Origin of the sequence: Klebsiella sp. 141198, assembly GCF_050600785.1 — a bacterium.
Lineage (GTDB): Bacteria > Pseudomonadota > Gammaproteobacteria > Enterobacterales > Enterobacteriaceae > Klebsiella > Klebsiella aerogenes.
On the sequence record NZ_JAQIRM010000001.1, the window covers coordinates 559,757 to 576,584 of the forward strand.

The 16,828-nt window shown below is 54.9% G+C and carries 22 protein-coding genes; 7 read left to right on the top strand and 15 right to left on the bottom strand.

The features are described from left to right. Positions 1 to 156: 156 nt before the first annotated feature. Positions 157 to 405 (top strand): hypothetical protein, encoded by a 249-nt coding sequence (locus PGR10_RS02690; protein ID WP_430922873.1) that lies wholly within the window; start codon positions 157 to 159, stop codon positions 403 to 405. A 41-nt stretch (positions 406 to 446) separates the two neighbouring features. Beyond that, the gene (locus tag PGR10_RS02695) at positions 447 to 1,403 is read left to right on the top strand and encodes a sensor domain-containing diguanylate cyclase (protein WP_087860689.1); all 957 of its coding nucleotides are present in this window, start codon (positions 447 to 449) and stop codon (positions 1,401 to 1,403) included. Positions 1,404 to 1,523: 120 nt separating this feature from the next. Here PGR10_RS02695 and mgtS read toward each other — a convergent pair whose 3' ends face one another. The 3 genes from mgtS to ftrA form a co-directional block, all read right to left on the bottom strand. Next, a complete protein-coding gene (mgtS, locus tag PGR10_RS02700; protein WP_004102377.1) occupies positions 1,524 to 1,619 on the bottom strand; it encodes a protein MgtS in 96 nt (31 codons plus the stop codon). Between the two features lie 139 nt (positions 1,620 to 1,758). Then, positions 1,759 to 1,974: a DUF4177 domain-containing protein gene (locus tag PGR10_RS02705; protein WP_015366741.1), complete on the bottom strand. Its 216-nt coding sequence runs from the start codon at positions 1,972 to 1,974 to the stop codon at positions 1,759 to 1,761. A 61-nt stretch (positions 1,975 to 2,035) separates the two neighbouring features. After that, positions 2,036 to 3,040 carry a transcriptional regulator FtrA gene (ftrA, locus tag PGR10_RS02710; RefSeq protein WP_411324854.1) on the bottom strand — a complete coding sequence of 335 codons (1,005 nt, stop codon included), beginning with the start codon at positions 3,038 to 3,040 and terminating at the stop codon, positions 2,036 to 2,038. Positions 3,041 to 3,108: 68 nt separating this feature from the next. Between ftrA and PGR10_RS02715 the strand changes: the two genes are divergently transcribed. Then, positions 3,109 to 3,522: a rhodanese-like domain-containing protein gene (locus PGR10_RS02715; protein ID WP_113373449.1), complete on the top strand. Its 414-nt coding sequence runs from the start codon at positions 3,109 to 3,111 to the stop codon at positions 3,520 to 3,522. Between the two features lie 142 nt (positions 3,523 to 3,664). Further along, on the top strand, positions 3,665 to 4,768 hold the full coding sequence (locus PGR10_RS02720; protein ID WP_015366738.1) for a cobalamin-independent methionine synthase II family protein: 1,104 nt from the start codon (positions 3,665 to 3,667) through the stop codon (positions 4,766 to 4,768). Between the two features lie 29 nt (positions 4,769 to 4,797). Here PGR10_RS02720 and PGR10_RS02725 read toward each other — a convergent pair whose 3' ends face one another. Together PGR10_RS02725 and ydeE are read right to left on the bottom strand one after the other, a co-directional pair. After that, positions 4,798 to 5,268 carry a helix-turn-helix domain-containing protein gene (locus PGR10_RS02725; RefSeq protein ID WP_087860693.1) on the bottom strand — a complete coding sequence of 157 codons (471 nt, stop codon included), beginning with the start codon at positions 5,266 to 5,268 and terminating at the stop codon, positions 4,798 to 4,800. A 117-nt stretch (positions 5,269 to 5,385) separates the two neighbouring features. Next, positions 5,386 to 6,570, bottom strand: coding sequence for an efflux MFS transporter YdeE (ydeE, locus tag PGR10_RS02730; RefSeq protein ID WP_430915193.1), 1,185 nt, complete (start codon positions 6,568 to 6,570; stop codon positions 5,386 to 5,388). A gap of 193 nt (positions 6,571 to 6,763) precedes the next feature. Between ydeE and eamA the strand changes: the two genes are divergently transcribed. Beyond that, on the top strand, positions 6,764 to 7,663 hold the full coding sequence (gene eamA / locus PGR10_RS02735; RefSeq protein ID WP_411324856.1) for an O-acetylserine/cysteine exporter: 900 nt from the start codon (positions 6,764 to 6,766) through the stop codon (positions 7,661 to 7,663). Positions 7,664 to 7,705: 42 nt separating this feature from the next. On the opposite strand, the gene PGR10_RS02740 is transcribed toward eamA, so the two are convergent. The 5 genes from PGR10_RS02740 to marR form a co-directional block, all read right to left on the bottom strand. Beyond that, on the bottom strand, positions 7,706 to 8,197 hold the full coding sequence (locus PGR10_RS02740; RefSeq protein WP_430922874.1) for a YbjP/YqhG family protein: 492 nt from the start codon (positions 8,195 to 8,197) through the stop codon (positions 7,706 to 7,708). Next, positions 8,194 to 8,565, bottom strand: coding sequence for an NlpC/P60 family protein (locus PGR10_RS02745; RefSeq protein WP_087860697.1), 372 nt, complete (start codon positions 8,563 to 8,565; stop codon positions 8,194 to 8,196). Before PGR10_RS02745 ends, PGR10_RS02740 begins: the two co-directional genes overlap by 4 nt. 173 nt (positions 8,566 to 8,738) lie before the next feature. Next, entirely contained in the window at positions 8,739 to 8,945 is a 207-nt protein-coding gene (marB, locus tag PGR10_RS02750; RefSeq protein WP_087860698.1) for a multiple antibiotic resistance protein MarB, read from the bottom strand. 29 nt (positions 8,946 to 8,974) lie between these two features. Continuing rightward, positions 8,975 to 9,358, bottom strand: a complete 384-nt coding sequence (gene marA, locus PGR10_RS02755) for an MDR efflux pump AcrAB transcriptional activator MarA (protein WP_015366733.1) — start codon at positions 9,356 to 9,358, stop codon at positions 8,975 to 8,977. A 17-nt stretch (positions 9,359 to 9,375) separates the two neighbouring features. Then, positions 9,376 to 9,810, bottom strand: coding sequence for a multiple antibiotic resistance transcriptional regulator MarR (gene marR / locus PGR10_RS02760; RefSeq protein ID WP_015366732.1), 435 nt, complete (start codon positions 9,808 to 9,810; stop codon positions 9,376 to 9,378). Between the two features lie 262 nt (positions 9,811 to 10,072). On the opposite strand from marR, the gene PGR10_RS02765 reads away from it, so the two are divergent. Next, positions 10,073 to 10,741 (top strand): MarC family NAAT transporter, encoded by a 669-nt coding sequence (locus PGR10_RS02765; protein ID WP_045394562.1) that lies wholly within the window; start codon positions 10,073 to 10,075, stop codon positions 10,739 to 10,741. Positions 10,742 to 10,840: 99 nt separating this feature from the next. Here PGR10_RS02765 and PGR10_RS02770 read toward each other — a convergent pair whose 3' ends face one another. Beyond that, entirely contained in the window at positions 10,841 to 12,040 is a 1,200-nt protein-coding gene (locus tag PGR10_RS02770; RefSeq protein ID WP_213316010.1) for a sugar transporter, read from the bottom strand. A 194-nt stretch (positions 12,041 to 12,234) separates the two neighbouring features. On the opposite strand from PGR10_RS02770, the gene PGR10_RS02775 reads away from it, so the two are divergent. Next, entirely contained in the window at positions 12,235 to 13,032 is a 798-nt protein-coding gene (locus PGR10_RS02775; protein WP_087860700.1) for a PhzF family phenazine biosynthesis protein, read from the top strand. Positions 13,033 to 13,074: 42 nt separating this feature from the next. On the opposite strand, the gene PGR10_RS02780 is transcribed toward PGR10_RS02775, so the two are convergent. The 4 genes from PGR10_RS02780 to PGR10_RS02795 are packed head-to-tail and all read right to left on the bottom strand — an operon-like array spanning position 13,075 to position 16,800. Next, positions 13,075 to 13,752 (bottom strand): SDR family NAD(P)-dependent oxidoreductase, encoded by a 678-nt coding sequence (locus tag PGR10_RS02780; RefSeq protein WP_430922875.1) that lies wholly within the window; start codon positions 13,750 to 13,752, stop codon positions 13,075 to 13,077. Then, entirely contained in the window at positions 13,749 to 14,222 is a 474-nt protein-coding gene (locus tag PGR10_RS02785; protein ID WP_430922876.1) for a YhcH/YjgK/YiaL family protein, read from the bottom strand. The genes PGR10_RS02780 and PGR10_RS02785 overlap by 4 nt, the downstream gene beginning before the upstream one ends. Continuing rightward, a complete protein-coding gene (locus PGR10_RS02790) occupies positions 14,219 to 15,385 on the bottom strand; it encodes a sialidase family protein (RefSeq protein WP_087860703.1) in 1,167 nt (388 codons plus the stop codon). Before PGR10_RS02790 ends, PGR10_RS02785 begins: the two co-directional genes overlap by 4 nt. 2 nt (positions 15,386 to 15,387) lie before the next feature. Further along, positions 15,388 to 16,800 carry a sodium:solute symporter family protein gene (locus PGR10_RS02795; protein ID WP_113373440.1) on the bottom strand — a complete coding sequence of 471 codons (1,413 nt, stop codon included), beginning with the start codon at positions 16,798 to 16,800 and terminating at the stop codon, positions 15,388 to 15,390. Positions 16,801 to 16,828 lie beyond the last annotated feature (28 nt).

Here is a 16,828-nt window from a genome sequence, read left to right on the forward strand (position 1 = left end):
TAGCAGCGTAAACACGTTGTTTTTTATGGCGTAGGTCTCGGGTTTTCCGCGGGCTGTATTTTTGCAGGCAGCATAAAATGCTGATAGCTATTGGGATGGAAAAAACGGCCAGGGCTAACCATACTGATGACAATGTAACAGGAGGTGGTGCTCTCAATGAACGATGATTTTCAGGCGATTAAGAACGAATTTGCTAAGTATGCCGATACGGCGCAAGGGACCGCGGTGGCTTTCGCCATGTATGAAGAGTTAGCCCGACGGCTGGCAAATTACTTCCACAACCTCGATCAGCTCAATAAACGCCGTTTTCTGCTGAAGCTGGAGGAGGGGGAACGCGAAATTGGTACCCAGGGCAGCTATGACTGGTATGGGGCGCTGACGCGCTTTTCATCTGCTGCTCATTAATCCCGCCACCTGATTTTTTCGCTTTATTGCAATGAGGTTTTATGAAATTCCCAGGCGTACCGGAAAATGAAGAAGAAAGACTGAAATCGCTGTATCTGGCGGACCTGCTGGATACCCGTGATGATGAGCGTTTCGAACGCCTCACCCGGCTGGCTAAAAAAATTTTTCAGGTGCCGGTGGTACTCATCAGCCTGCTCGACCGTGAACGGCAGTGGCTGCTCGCCTGTCAGGGATTGGGGATTCGCCAGACCCGGCGCGATATCTCTTTTTGCGCCCACGCCATCTTGCAGGACGGCGCCTTCATCGTTAACGATGCGGTCAATGACGATCGTTTTTATGATAACCCGCTGGTGACGGGCGAACCCTATATCCGCTTCTACGCGGGCTATCCTGTCCATCTGCCCGATGGCGCCGTGGCCGGCACGCTATGTCTGATTCATACCACGCCGCGCGAGTTTAACGATGAAGAGATCGCCGTACTCAAGGATCTGGCGTATATCGTCGAGGATGAGTTCCAGGTGATTGGCATGGCGATGACCGACAGTCTGACCGGCATCGCTAACCGACGCGGCTTTTACCGCATCGGCGATAAACGTTTCCGTACGCTTACGAGTCACTCAACCCCGTTTAGCCTGGTCTTTTTTGATCTCGATAAATTCAAACCCATTAACGATCTGTGGGGGCATGCGGAAGGTGACGAGGTGCTAAAAACCTTTGCGGCGTTTCTGGCGCAACATCTGCTGCCAGGCGAGGTTGTCGGCCGTTTAGGCGGCGATGAGTTCGCCGCGATGATTACCCGCAACGGGCGTGCCGACACATTCCTGCAAAAGCTGCGTGAGAGTGTCGATCATTACAACCAGACGTCAGGTAAGCCCTATAACATTAATTACTCTTACGGCGAGCTACAGAGCGATGCCAGCCGTTATCCGACGCTTGGGGATATGCTTAAACAAAGCGATGAAGTGATGTATTCGCGCAAGCGTAGAAAAACCTTATAAGCGGCAGTAAACAGGCGGTGGGGATGATGTGGCAGGCGTTCGAAGAAGTGACTTAAAGCAGAACGCCCCCTGGTGCAACAGCAGCAGGGGGCGCTTACGGGTGGGGATTATCGTCGTTCATCAGTCATCCCATTTGTGGCTTAGATACGCGGCCAGAAAACCAAAGAACAGGATTGTTCCCAGTACGGCCATAAAAACATGCATATTTCCCAGCATGGTCTACCTCCATCTTATTTATGCGCTAATGTTGTCCTCATTGAACAGGGTTTACGGTTGTTGAATAGATAGTATCCTGGTCAATCTAAACAAACGATTAACCAGAATGGCGTTATGTTATATGAAATAAATTAACGCATCAGATGGCGCGTTCGAGCACAAATAAATACGCTTCGCGCGACCAGAACAGGGCGCTGCGGCGGCGTTCGACCGCCATGGTTTTGACTTCCCAGCCCTGCTGCGTGTACTCAGTGAGGAACCGGCTCATTTTATCGGGATCGGCCTTGGCTTCGCCGAAAAACATACTGCCCAGCAGTCCCTCTTTATAGATAACGACGCGACACTCTTTTTTCATCAGCTTAATCCTTGCAGGTGTAATTCAACGACGCGAATTATTGTCGCAGGCCATCTTAATATTACCACTGACCGGTGGAAAACTTTTTTCGATATTGCAGCGGGCTCACGGCGAATTGCTGGCGAAAGTGATGACGTAGCGTACTGGCATTAGCGAAACCGCAAATTTCGGCGATTCTGTCGATGCTGAGACGGCTATCGGTGAGATGCTGGCGGGCGCGAAGCAAGCGCTCATCAAGCAGCCAGCGGGCCGGTGATTTGCCGGTCGCCTGCTGAAAACGGCGCAAGAAAGTACGCGGGCTCATATCCATTCGCTGCGCCAGCGAGGCAAGGGTATGGCTCTCAGCGAGATGCTGATGCAGGTAATCAAACAGCTGGCCGAGGCGCTGGCTTTCACGCGCTGTCGCCACCGGGCGAATCACCTGCTGCGCTTGCCCACCGTCGCGGTGCGGCGACACCACCAGCCGCCGGGCGACGATATTCGCCGCTTCATGGCCGAAATCTTCACGCACCAGATGCAGACAGAGATCGATGCCCGCGGCGCTGCCGGCGGAGGTCATCAGCCGCGCATCACCGACGTACAGCACGTCTTCCACCACCTCAATCAACGGAAAACGCTCCTGCAGCCGGGCAGTATAACGCCAATGGGTGGTGGCCTGCCGTCCATTGAGCAATCCGGCGGCGGCGAGCACAAATACACCGGAACAGATAGAGACGATTCTGCAGCCGCGCGCATACGCTGCCGCCAGCGACTGGCACAAAGCCTGAGGAACATCGCTTTCTATGCCTCGCCAGCCGGGTACGACGATGGTGTCCGCTTCATCAAGCAGCGCCAGTCCGCCATCGCTGACGATACGGATACCACCGGTGGCGCGAAGCTCGCCATCATCGACGGCGGCGACCGCGAACCGATACCAACTTTCGCCCATTTCCGGGCGCGGGAGGCCAAAAATCTCCACCGCCACGCCGAACTCAAAGGTACACAGGCCGTCATAGGCCAGAACGACGACTTTTAGTGGTGACAGTGTCACATTGTGGGTTGTCAGGATTTCAGCGTTTTCTGTCATCAATGGGGGCGGTGTTCCGGGTACGGTGGTGGTTAAAGTAGTGTTACCACAGACAAGGAGAATACGCCATGAGTGTAGTAAGCCAATTTACGCCAGCCGCCCCGGCCGATGCCGCTGCCTGGTTTGCCCATAAACTGAGTGTCGAAACCGACTGCGCGGATGTCCATCACGCCATGCAGCATGGCGAACAGGACTTTGTGCTGCTGCACGTTATCGGCAGTCAGGATGTTTTCGCCCGTCGCCACCTGCCTGGCGCGCTGCATCTGCCGCATCGCGAGATCAATGCCGCGCGAATGGCGCAGTGGCCCGCGGAAACGCTGTTTGTTGTCTATTGCGCCGGGCCGCACTGCAACGGCGCGGATATTGCCGCCTTAAAGCTGGCGCAGCTTGGCCGACCGGTAAAAATGATGCTCGGTGGACTGACCGGTTGGGCGGATGAGGGGTTCGCATTTAGCGTCAGCGAAACGAGCAACATGAAATAAATTCAATAGCCATGAATTTTTCTCGTTTGCTGATGCTCCCTCTGCATGACAGTATTTGGACATATAGACATCCAGAAGTCTAAAAATTCAAATAATGAATTATCACGGCGGGCAACTACCTGTCTGCCGTTAAGGAGAGAACATGCAACGTCACCAGGCCCCGTTCCGCGCAGATATCGTCGGCAGTTTTTTACGTCCTAACGCCATTAAGCAGGCGCGCCTGCAGCTGGCGGAAGGCAATATTGATGCCGGTCATCTGCGTGAAATTGAGAATGAAGCCATCCGCCAACTGGTTCAGCAGCAGTGCGATTGCGGCCTGCACGTGGTGACCGACGGTGAGTTCCGGCGCGCGTGGTGGCACTTCGACTTCTTCGACGGTCTGGAAGGCGTTGAACGTTACGATTCAGAGAAAGGTATTCAGTTCAACGGCGTACAGACTAAAGCGCACGGCGTACGCGTGACCGGTAAACTGGGCTTCGGCAACCATCCAATGCTGGAAGATTTCCGCTTTTTGAAAAGCGTCAGCGGTAATGCGCAGCCGAAAATGACCATCCCCAGCCCCAGCGTGCTGCACTTCCGCGGCGGGCGTAAAGATATCGATAGCACGGTATACCCGGACCTGGCCGAATACTTCGACGATCTCGCAACCACTTGGCGTGACGCGATCCGCGCTTTCTATGACGCTGGCTGCCGTTATCTGCAGCTTGATGATACCGTCTGGGCCTATTTATGTTCAGACGAACAACGCCAGCAGGTACGCGAGCGCGGTGACGATCCGGACGAACTGGCGCGTACCTATGCCCGGGTGCTGAATAAAGCGCTGGAAGGGAAACCACAGGATCTGACCGTTGGTCTGCACGTTTGTCGCGGAAACTTCCGTTCGACCTGGATTTCAGAAGGCGGCTACGAGCCCGTGGCGGAAATTCTCTTTGGCGGCGTCAATATCGATGCGTTCTTCCTCGAATATGATAACGATCGTTCCGGCGATTTTGCCCCGCTGCGTTTTATTCGTCCAGGTCATCAGCAGGTGGTACTGGGGCTGATTACCACCAAGAATGGCGAACTGGAAAACCCGGAAGGCGTGAAGGCGCGCCTGCAGGAGGCGGCGCAGTATGTGCCGCTGGAGCAGATTTGCCTCAGCCCGCAGTGCGGCTTTGCCTCCACCGAAGAGGGCAATTCGTTAAGCGAAGCCCAGCAGTGGGATAAAGTGCGGCTGGTCACAGGGATCGCCGCCCAGGTCTGGTAAGGAGATAGCCCGCTTTAAGCGGGCTTTTTCTATTTGCGCAGCAGGCGCTGTAGTCGCGCCTGTCGCCACTGGCGGATCCACCCGGCAAAGACAAACAGACGTAATCCCCGCAGCAGCAATAACGCGCCCCAGACGATCGCCACCCACACTGACCAGTAGACATCGGGTTGGGTAAAACGGTTAATCACCAGCAACAAAACGCAAACCGTGACCGCCACGCTCAGCGAGCGAAAAAAACGGCTCTCCTGATGCAGGCGGCTTTTCGCTTCTTCGATACGTAAATCGAGCGATGCTTCGTGACCGACGGGAGCATCGTCGCTGAGTTCGGCCACATTTATCTCAAACACTGCCGCCAGGGCGCTCAGGGTTTCTAACCCCGGACGATCGCCGTTTTCAATCCGTTGGATAGTGCGAACGCTGACGCCAGCCAGTTCGGCAAGCTGTTCCTGGGACCAGGCGCGCTGCAGACGTAATTGCTTTACTCGGGTGCTGCTGTTCATGATGTTAATCTCCGGATGGGAACCTGAGACCAGTGTGGTTTTTTTAGCCTGCCGGGCGCCACGACGGGCACCCGACAGACAGGCGACAGCAACCCGACAGCCGCATGACGCCTGGGTTTACGCCTGTACGGTTTGCCAGGGACGCACATTCATCCCGCGGAAAATCATCAGCCAGGCGGCGACTATCGCCAGCATTAAAATGAAGAATAGCGACCAGTGCGGCAGATGGGTAAGGATTATCCCCGTTAGCATCGGATTGAACGCCGCGCCTAACCAGCCTAACGACTGGGCGGAAAAATAGCTGGCTTTCATGCCGGGTGGGGCAATCTGATCGATCAACATATATTCTCCCGGTGCATAAATAACTTCGCCAAGGGTAAAGATAGCGGCGGAAACGCCCCACATCAGCAGATTATGACCGGAGAGGATAAATCCGCCGAGTCCTACTACATAGCACAGGGTGCCGAAGGTCATCAGCGGGCGGATGTTTCGCGCCGAAAGCCGTCGCCCGACGGCATATTGCAAGGCGACGACCACCGCGGCGTTGACCGGCAGCACTACCGCGACCACCTTTTCCGCGAAGTCGCTGGTGCCTGCGGCCAGCACATACTGTGAAATGCAGGAGGCGAAAGAGCCGCCGACAAACGACGCCAGCAGGCCGGAAAAGGTAAACCACAGCAAGGCGCGGTCGCGCAAAAGCACCGACGGCGTCCACTGCGGCGCGGCGCCTTCCACGCAGGCGGCAGAGGTGCGCTCGACGAAGAGCTGGATAAACACCAGCGGGAAGGCGGCGCACAGCGCGGCCAGCCAGAAAGGCAGGTTAATGCTCTGCATCACCAGCAGGGTGCCGATTGGCGGCCCAACGGTCCAGCCGATATTGAGGAAGGTATAGTTGAGCGAAAAGATGCGCGCTTTTTTCTCCGGCGTCAGCACGTCGGCAAACCAGGCTTTCAGCACGGTAGAAAAAACCGAATAAGCGCAGTTGATTAATGAGAAAAAGAACACCACCAGCGCCACGCTATTGACCGCGGGGATGGCGATAAATCCCGCGATAAACGCCGCGATGGCGATCAGCATATAGCGTTTTTTGTCGAACTTATCGGCAAGAATACCGAAGCCCATGCTGAAGATAACGCCGACGACCAGCGCGACGGAGAGCGCATAGCCGATGACATCGACTTCCAGTTGGAACCGACGGGTGAGATAAATCGTCATAAAAGGAAGCGTTGCGCCGCGGCCGATGGTTAACAGCAACGACGACGCCAACAGCGCTATCGTTGAGCGCCTGATGGTGGTTGTCATTTTTTCCTTGCCTGATGAAGTGTTTTATTTTTGTTGTGCCCGATCACAAATAGCATGCTAACTGAGCCTTGTATAGCGGGCTCCGTGTCGGAAAGTGCCTTCAGCACCTGCTAAAAATAATGATCTGTTCGAGCGGCGGGAATTTGGTTACTTTGACGGTGGTCATCGTTGACCAGAAAGACAGGGGCATCGTATGACGCGCAGAGATGGACTGCTGGCAATGCTGGTAGTGGTGGTGTGGGGGCTTAATTTTGTGGTGATTAAGCTCGGATTACACAATATGCCGCCGCTGATGCTGGCGGGGTTACGTTTTTTGCTGGTGGCGTTTCCGGCGCTGCTGTTCGTTGCGCGGCCCAAAATACCGCTGCGTCTGCTGTTGGGCTACGGCCTGACCATCAGTTTCGGCCAGTTCGCCTTTTTATTCTGCGCGATCAACCTCGGTATGCCAGCCGGGCTGGCATCTCTGGTGCTGCAGGCTCAGGCCTTTTTTACTATTGTGCTGGGCGCTTTTGTCTTTGGCGAGCGGTTACAGGGAAAGCAGGTCGCCGGTATCGCGCTGGCGATTTTTGGCGTACTGGTACTGGTTGAAGCCAGCCTTGGTGGCCAGCATGTGCCGCTGGTCGGCTTTATGCTGACTCTGGCGGCGGCGTTTAGCTGGGCCTGCGGCAACATTTTTAACAAAAAGATTATGTCTCAGCAGCACAAGCCGCCGATTATGTCGCTGGTGGTGTGGAGCGCGTTGATTCCGGTGTTACCGTTCTTGCTGGCATCGAGTATTATTGATGGGCCGCAGGCGATGGCGACAAGCCTGGTGAATATCGACGCGACGACCGTGCTATCGCTCATGTATCTGGCGTTTGTCGCCACCATCGTCGGTTACGGCATCTGGGGGGCGCTACTCGGGCGTTATGAAACCTGGCGGGTGGCGCCGCTGTCGCTGTTGGTACCTGTGGTAGGGATGGCCAGCGCGGCTCTGCTGCTCGGCGAACGGCTCAATGGTCTGCAGCTGCTGGGGGCGGCGCTGATAATGGGCGGGCTCTATATTAACGTGTTTGGCCTGCGGCTTTTGCGTACCACGGCAGGGCGGGGATAAATCAAGCCCCGGTATGTGCCGGGGCTTGACGCTGTCGACCCATTAATACTTGTTTTGGGCAGCAGATTTTGCCTGGGCTATTGCTCCGGTATTAAATATCGGTTGCTCATAATGATGGCTTACATCCCTTACGCGATATATTTTCCACTTACCATTTTCGCAGCGCATATATGCTTCAAGGTGTAAAACATCACCGTTTTCAATACCGATCCATACCGGAATAACCGTTCCCCCCATTAAAGCGCGGGCATGACCAATCTTAAGATTTGCTATCCAGGACGAATCATAATCCTGAACATAAGTAAAATAATCAGATCCGACAATCTCTTGCTCAGGAATAGCCTCGATATTACCAAGTCTGCTCAGAGTATCAGCCGAAATATATTCTTGCAGCTGATAATATTCATCATTACTGCTTGCCAGAAACTGCAGATACGATGAGTAAAACGCCTCAGCGCGGTTAGCCGGACTCTCTTGAGGATGGCCCACACACGCTGTGAGTAAAAATAGTATCATTAAGGGGAGAGTTCTCATTGATTCATCCTGTATACCTTGAACGCTGGCTGTAGACGACGATAGCCAGGACCTGGATACATGCTTCGTTGGGTGAAGTCGGATATCCACTGCTTGCCGTCATACATTGTCATGTGCCCGCTAGGGTTGCCTCCCGCATAAGGCTGAATCACTGCGACATCGCCGCGCAGTATCGTCGAACCCGGTGGCACTTCTTTAAATCCGGCGCGCAATAATATTGGCCCATAATCTTTGGCGTCGCGCGTGCGCTCAAGTTTAATTCCTCCGGCTTCTATAGCCTGGCGGATGTATTTTGCACATTCATAATGAGATTGCTTATGGGCATGCGAGCGGAGATGGGTAATAGACGTTTGCTTATTCCAAGCCACTTTTATTCTTCCCTGTATCAAATTTACAAACAGGGAATTAATACATAAATGACCGCGTCAGGATATCTGAAAATGCAAAAAAGCGAGCAAGACTAAAAAAGCTGATGCGCTAAGGAGTGGAGAACCCTCAGCACATCAGCCGAATCAATAATTATTGGTGAATGATATGGGCGTCAGTTGTAATACGGTACGCCCAGCTCATCCGATTTGTCATTGCCGGCAGCCATGTGATTAAAATCAAACGGCGAGTCGTTATGTTCGGAAGGGATAATCATCGCATCCCGGTTATTGTGGCGAACCGGAGTGGTGGTTTGCTCCGCATAACTCTGACCGGTGGCCAGCGCCATTAGCACGATGGCGGCGGTAGCGAATAATTTCATGATTTCCTCAATACGTCTTTTGCAGGCGATTAACAACAATAATTATTTAGCGGCATCAGGTAGCGGGATTCACCCGGAACGTTGGTGATGCGATATTTATGCGGCGGTACATCGAAATAGTTTTTAAACGTCCGCGTCAGCGTCTGCTGCGATTCAAAGCCGTAGCGCTCGGCCAGATACAAAATCGGCTCATTACTCTGCTTGAGTTTTTGCGCGATTTCCGTCAACTTGCGGCTGCGGATATACTGGCCCAGCGAGTGGCCGGTCTCTTTCTTGAACATTCTTTGCAGGTGCCATTTGGAGTAACCTGAGCGCTCCGAAACTTTCTCCAGCGACAATGGAGATTCCAGGTTCTCTTCGATCCACGACAAAATACTATGGATAGTGATGGCGTCGTTATTGCGTCTGGACATCATCTTACCTCTTCTTATTACGGCAGGACTTTCTTGAGCAGTTGCTCAAGCATGACCACTTCGTCTGCCGTTAGATTTTTTGTTAGTTCCTGGTGCAATTTTTGACCCACAACCTGATGACAGTGCTCACAAAGGGCTGCGCCTTCTGGAGTCAGTTGCACCAGAATGCCGCGCTTGTCATTGGGGTTGGGCAACCGTTCTATCCAGCCTTTGCAGACGAGTCTGTCGAGCATGCGCGTCATTGCGCCTGGATCGACCGACAGAACGGTCTTCAGCTCAACGGGTGTGGTACAGACTTCACAGCGAATGGAGCAGAGCACCCGGAATTGGGTGGCGGTGATATCCATGGGTGAAAGATAGTCGTTGAGCAGTCGATCTTTTTTCTGGTTAACCATCTGGATCAATCGGCCAAGAGGGATCATCTCATTGAACAGATTGTTGGTGTTTTCCATGATAGTTGCCCAGGCAATTATTTAGTTGCGATGGATATTATTGCCGCGGCAATCATAAGTCAACATTATGAATTCGCCGATGCCACGATTTGCTAAAGATTGATAGTTTGATGCCGGTCACTTTTTTCCATTTTACTAACGCTTGTTATTTTTTATCGACGTGATTTTTTCAGTGGGTGTGGCATCTGAGTCGCTGCTGTCGATATACTCACGGGGTGAAACTGTACTGAAAAAATGATACTTAACGGGATGTTGACTCACTATGCTGGAACTCTTTAAAGCAATAGGGCTCGGTCTGGCGGTGATTTTACCGCTGGCGAATCCGCTCACCACCGTGGCGCTGTTCCTCGGCCTGGCGGGCAATATGAACAATGCCGAGCGTAACCGGCAATCGTTGATGGCATCGGTATATGTCTTTGCGATCCTGATGGTGGCGTGGTATGCCGGCCAGGTGGTCATGAATACCTTCGGCATTTCCATTCCCGGCCTGCGTATCGCCGGCGGTCTGATCGTAGCGTTTATTGGTTTTCGCATGCTGTTTCCGCAGCAGAAAGCCCATGATTCGATGGAAGCGAAAATCAAATCGGAAGAACTGCAGGATGAACCCACGGCGAATATCGCCTTCGTGCCGTTGGCGATGCCCAGTACCGCCGGGCCAGGCACCATCGCGATGATTATCAGCTCCGCCTCGACGGTAAAACACGGCGTTGATTTCCCGGAATGGGTCGTGCTGGCCGCGCCGCCGATTATTTTTGCGCTGGTGGGGATCATTCTGTGGGGCTGCCTGCGTAGCTCAGGGGCGATCATGCGACTGGTGGGCAAAGGCGGTATCGAGGCGATTTCCCGCCTGATGGGTTTTCTGCTGGTCTGTATGGGCGTGCAGTTCATCATTAACGGCGTGCTGGAAATTATCACCAACTATCACGCCTGATCGCGGTAACTTTCTGAAAGGCCCGGCGACGTGTCTGTTTCGGGCCTTTTGGGGATAGGATGTCGGCGCCGCGAGCGGCATTGACCGCCCGCGGCGTTATCATGAGTGATGCGCTTGTTGTTCATCCAGCGGCGAAGGCCAGCGGCGAAAAATCATCACTGCCCAGACCAGCGCTACCAGCGCCGGCACTGCGCCAACGTAGCCTATCGCCGACATTGACAGCTGCGTACTCACCTGGCTGCCGACCAGCGCGCCGGCGCCAATACCAATATTGAAAATCCCCGAAAACAGCGACATCGCGACATCGGTAGCATCCGAAGCCAGCGCCAGCACTTTCACCTGCATGCCGAGGCCGATGACCATAATCGCGATCCCCCAGAATACGCTGAGCAGCATGAGCTGATTGGCGTTCCTTGAGGCGGGTAGCAGCAACAGCAGGCATATCAGCAGCATGGCGATAGCGGTCGTAATCAGTCCGGAAGCATGTTGATTGCCCAGCTTGCCGAAGACAATACTGCCGATAATACCCGCGCCGCCGAGCACTAACAGCAGTAGGGTGGCGAAGTTACCGCTAAGGCCTGCGACGGTTTGAACGAAGGGTTCAATATAGCTGTACGCCGTGTAGTGGGCGGTTACCACGATAACCGTCAGCAGATAAATGCCGAGCAGCGCCGGACGGCGGAACAGCACCGGCAGGCTCTTCAGCGAACCGGAATGTTCGCTTGGCAGCGCCGGCAGGAGTTTCGCCAGGCACACCAGCGTCGCTAAAGCGCCAAGACCAATGGCCAGGAAGGTGGTACGCCAGCCGAAATATTGCCCGACGATACGGCCAATAGGAATGCCGAACACCATGGCCAGCGCGGTACCGGTGGCGATAAGACTTAGCGCCTGGGCGCGCTTGCCGGGAGGGGCCATACGGATAGCCAGCGCGGAGGTTATCGACCAGAACACCGCGTGGGCGAAGGCGATACCAATGCGGCTCACCACCAGCACCGTGAAGTTCCACGCGAAAAACGACAAGACGTGGCTGGCGATAAATAACACGAACAGGCCAATGAGCAGGCGACGGCGTTCCATCTGGCTGGTCAACAGCATGAACGGCAGCGACATCAATGCCACTACCCAGGCATAAATGGTCAGCATGATCCCGACCTGGGCCGTTTCCATGCCGAAGCTGTCGGCAATATCGGACAGCAAACCGACCGGGGCAAATTCCGTGGTATTAAAGATAAAAGCGGCAATTGCCAGCGTGACGACCCGCAGCCACGCGACTTTGCGTGAGACCGTATTTGTAAGCATAAATTCCGGGCTGGTAGTAATGAGAAGAAGAGGAGACGATCTTAAAACGAATGCTGCTGAAAATACAATCACTTTGTGATCTGCGTCTCATTTTATGCTGACGTCTGTGCCTGCTAACAACTTAATTTTTCAGCTAATAGTGTGCACCCGCGCTTTCTGTGTCATGTTGATAGACGATAAAAAAGGGGAGCACGATGAAAGAAATTAGTTTTTACCTGGTCGATGCCTTCAGCGATCGCAATTTTGGCGGCAACGCGGCGGCAGTGTGCCCGCTCAGTGAATGGCTGCCTGATGAAACGCTTTTAAAAATGGCGCAGCAGCATAATCAATCCGAAACGGCGTTTTTTGTCCGCACTGATAGCGGCTATGAGCTACGCTGGTTCACGACCCTTGATGAGATTAACCTCTGCGGCCACGCCACGCTTGCGGCATCGCACGTGATTTTTGAATATCTCGATCATCCCACGGCAACTATCGTATTCAGCACCCGTTTTGTCGGTGAACTGCGGGTGACGCGCAGCGGCGATTGGCTGACGCTGGATTTCCCGGCCTGGCAAACGACGCCGGTGCGTGACGTACCGCCGGCGCTGTTCGCCGGGTTGGGCATCGATGACGCGCTGGAGGTGCGGGAAGGGCGTGATTATCTGGTGGTTCTGCGCGACCGGGCGCAGGTTGAAGCGGTACGCCCTAATATGGCGCTGCTGGAGACGCTGGATAAAATGATTTGCATTAGCGCCGCCGACGAAGAGTATGACTTTGTCAGCCGCTTTTTCTGCCCCGGTGAAGCGGTACCGGAAGATCCGGTAACCGGTTCAACCCACAGTATGCTGATCCCCTACTGGGGAGCTAAGCTCAATAAAACCGACCTGCTGGCGCGCCAGGTGTCGGCGCGCAGCGGTGAGCTGCGCTGCCAGTGGCGCGATGACCGCGTATTGATTAGCGGCCAGGCGACCACCTATCTGCGCGGCACGGTCTATTTGCGCGAAGGTTGATGATAGTTTCCCCCGGCTGGCGCGACGTTGAGCCGGGTTCACCTAGCCAAGCGAGGCGCCGCCACACATCACCAGTTCTTGTCCGGTCATCGCCGCGGCCCCTTCGCTAAGTAGCCAGCTCACCAGCGACACCACCTCCTGTGGCTTAATCAATCTACCGAGCGGCGGCGTCTTCGGCGGCGAACTTTCGCGCCCTGGCTGGCGCAGCATTGGCGTATCGGTGGCGCCGGGGGCGACCACGTTCACGGTAATGCCTGCCGCGGCAAGTTCCGCCGCCCAGCTTCTCGCCAGCGCCACCAGCGCCGCTTTGGTTGCCGTATACTGAGAACGGCCTGCCGCTCCGCGAGAGGTTCGGCTACCCAAAAGGATAATCCGACCGCCGCGCCCCATAACGGGCGCAAAGCGGTTGGCTAAGGTCTGCGCCGCATCCACATGCAGACGCCATAACGTCTCGCCACGCTGTGCGTCAAGTTCTCCTAGCGGCGCCGCCGCCATCACACCGGCGGCATGGATAATCGCCTGCGGCGGCGGTACCGACGACAGAGCATCAACCAGCGCCTGGCGGTCGCTCACATCGACCGACAGATGCGTGAAGCCTTCATGGGTAAGTGGCGGCGCGGAGCGGCTTAGCCCAAGCACCTGCCAGCCCTCCGCCAGCAGTTGCCCCACAATCGCCGCGCCGATCCCCGAACTGGCGCCCGTGACCAGTGCCTGTTTCATGGCGCCTCCAGCATGCTGCGCGGCACTTTAAACACCGCTTTTTTCACCGGGGCGGGTGTTGCAAAGGCGCATAGCGCCTGGTGCGGTTCGCCGGGGAGAAAGACCGCGAAGTCGCCGACGCGCAAATGCAGCGTGACGCTGTGCGGCGTCTGCTGGCTGATAAAGAGATCCGGTTTACGCTGTTCATCGTCGGGTTGGCCGCTGTACAAGGTACCGGCATGAATTATCTCCTCGCCGGCTAAAATGACCTGAATATCGGCCCATTGGAGGTGATATTCGGTATGTCGCTGTTCTGCCGCCTGGGTTTGCGCGGTGCCGATGGTGCAGTACCAGTCGCCATCAGCAGGTTGGAAACGGCCATCTTCATGGGTTGTCAGGGCGCTAAGAGAACATTCAGCGCGGCAAAGGATTTGCCGTAACGCCAGCGGCAACCCCGCCTGAGGCAGGGCGTTCAGATTACCGATGATCATGCGATTTCTCCTTTCACCCACTGCGGCGACACGCGGACATACTTAATGGCCTGCCGGTACCAGGTATAGGCAATGTGTAAATCACCATCTTCACCCTGTTTAATACTGGGATAGGAGAATTCACGGTTTAGTTTTTGCTCTGAATTGTTGGTCATACAGTAGCCGTCGCCCTCATCAAGGTTGCGCATCCACGGCCAGCTTCTGCCGCCGTCGGCGGAGATAGCCACGGTCATTGGCGCACGCGGCGCGCCCCAGAAGGCGGTTTTGCCAGTGCATTCAGGCTCTTTACGGCCGTCATCATCTTCTATTTCATCGTATAACGACGCCCGACGCTCGCTGGCGCCTGCTGCGCTCATGTTATTGAATACCAGCGCCAGATCGCCGTTGCTCAACGTGGTAGCCTGAATGGACGAGTTATTGTTTGGCAGCGTGGTGGGGATAGGCGCTGACCAGCTTTCGCCAAAATCTGTCGACCGGCTGTACCAGATATGATCGGCCCAGCGGCTGCGGAAGAAGGCGGCCAGCGAGCCATCGGCCAGCGGGGTGATATTCATATGCACGCAGCCGAGGCTCTGCGGTACCGCCACGTCGCGCCAGCTCTTGCCGCCATCGGCTGAGATTTTTACCGCGCTCACATCATCGTTACCGACCCATTTCTCCCCCGGCCGGGTACGACAATAGAAAACCGGCAGCAACCAGTTACCGTTGGGCATTACGGTTATGGGCTGCCGGATAAAGGTGCCGGGTTCATCGAGCAGGGTGGCGATTGCGCCCCAGTGCTTTCCGCCATCGCGCGACTGGCGATAACGCACAATAGCGGTGTCCTGATTACCGGCATACTGCGCGGTCCATAACAGCCACAGTACGCCATCAGGATCCTGAAACAGTACCGGGTTTTGTTCCGAACGCTGCGGATCGTCGGATAACTTTGTCGCTTCACTCCACGTTGTGGCGCCCGGCGCTAAACGCGCCCCCCAGACTGAAATATCCGCTTTTCCTTCCTGCGAACCGCCGAACCACACGCACATCAGCGTGCCATCGGGCAGCGGCAAAAGATTGGCGGCATGGTTTTGCGGGCAGCCGGAGGGCAACATTGCCCATGCCAGATGAGGATCCAGTTGGTGTTGGCGAATTACGCCGTCAAAAGTTGGGGTGGTGGTCATTTTTACACTCCACGTTGTTCAATGGGGGCCGGGGATGATTGTTGCGTTTTATTGGGGATCAGACGGTCGATAACCATAATCAGGGCCGGGGTGATCAGCGCGATGTACATGTTATTGATGCCGAACGGATCGCCGAGCAAATACCACACCGAGGTCACCACACAGGCGCCAATGAGGCCCGCGTTCGCGCCGCGGGCGCTTTTAAAGAACGGCGCATAGAAGGCGATGACCGCGACCACGGTGATAGAAAGCCTGATGGCGCGGGTAAAGAAGGAGAGCTTCAGCACTTCCGGTACCAGCAGCACAAAAATAAGCGGCAGAAAACCGATGATAAGCGAGGCCCAACGGGTGGCTTTAAACTCTTGCTCCGGCGTTGGATTGCGCCACGGTACGTAAAAATCTTTTACCACCAGCGAGGCAATCGCCAGGGCAACGGTACTAACGCTAACGAAAATTGAAGCTACAAGTGACGTTGTCACCAACCCGGCAAGCCATGGGTTCATATCCTGCAGAAACACCGGCAGGGCGTACAGGCTGTTGATTTCCGGGTGAAGAAACTTCGCCGCCACGCCGATAATGGCGATCGCGAAGGCGATAGGCAGGCAGAAGAAAAAGGCAATCCAGGTAGAGCGTTTCGCCGATTTTACGTTTTTTGTCGAGCTGATCGCCTGAATGACAAACTGGGTGCAGAAGATGGAGCCGATGGTGCCGATAAGCCAGGCGCAGATCGTGCCGGCGCCAAAATTACCATCCCAGGTCCAGTAGTAATCAGGCATCTTCTCGATCATCGGCGTAAAGCCGCCGGTTTTTGCCAGCGCGAAACCCATAATAATGAGTAGACCGGCATATTTTAATGCGCTGTGCAGCATGGTGACCCAGGCCACGCCTTTCATACCGCCGAAGGCAAAATAGAAAGTACTGACAATGGCGGTAATAAACGCCGCGAGGGGTAAATTGATCTTTAATACCGTGGAAATTGCCGCCGCGCCGCTGACGTAGTTGCCGACGTTCACCAGCAACAGGGCGTAAATCATAATGATGGAAATAATATTCTTGGTGCTGGTGCCGTATCGCTCGGCAATCGCCCCGGAAATAGTAATTTTGCCAGTGTTATAGATGCGTTTAACCAGTATCAGGCCAAACAATGGAAAGCCAATAGCGGCGCCCAACACCGACCAGGAAGCGGCAATCCCGCTCTCAAACGCGGCCTGTGCGGTTCCGATAGTCGACTTGGCGCCGATATATTCCGACATCAGCAGGATACCGACGATAAAGGCCGGCATCGCGCGCGAGCCCTCCATAAAATCCCCGGAGTTTTTACTTCTAATGCGGAACGTCAGCCAGGTGGTAAATAAGATATAGGCGATAACAATGCCGACAATAATAAAGGTATCTTCAGTGGTAAAATGATTCATCTTAGCCTCTCTTTGGGCGTACGAATCC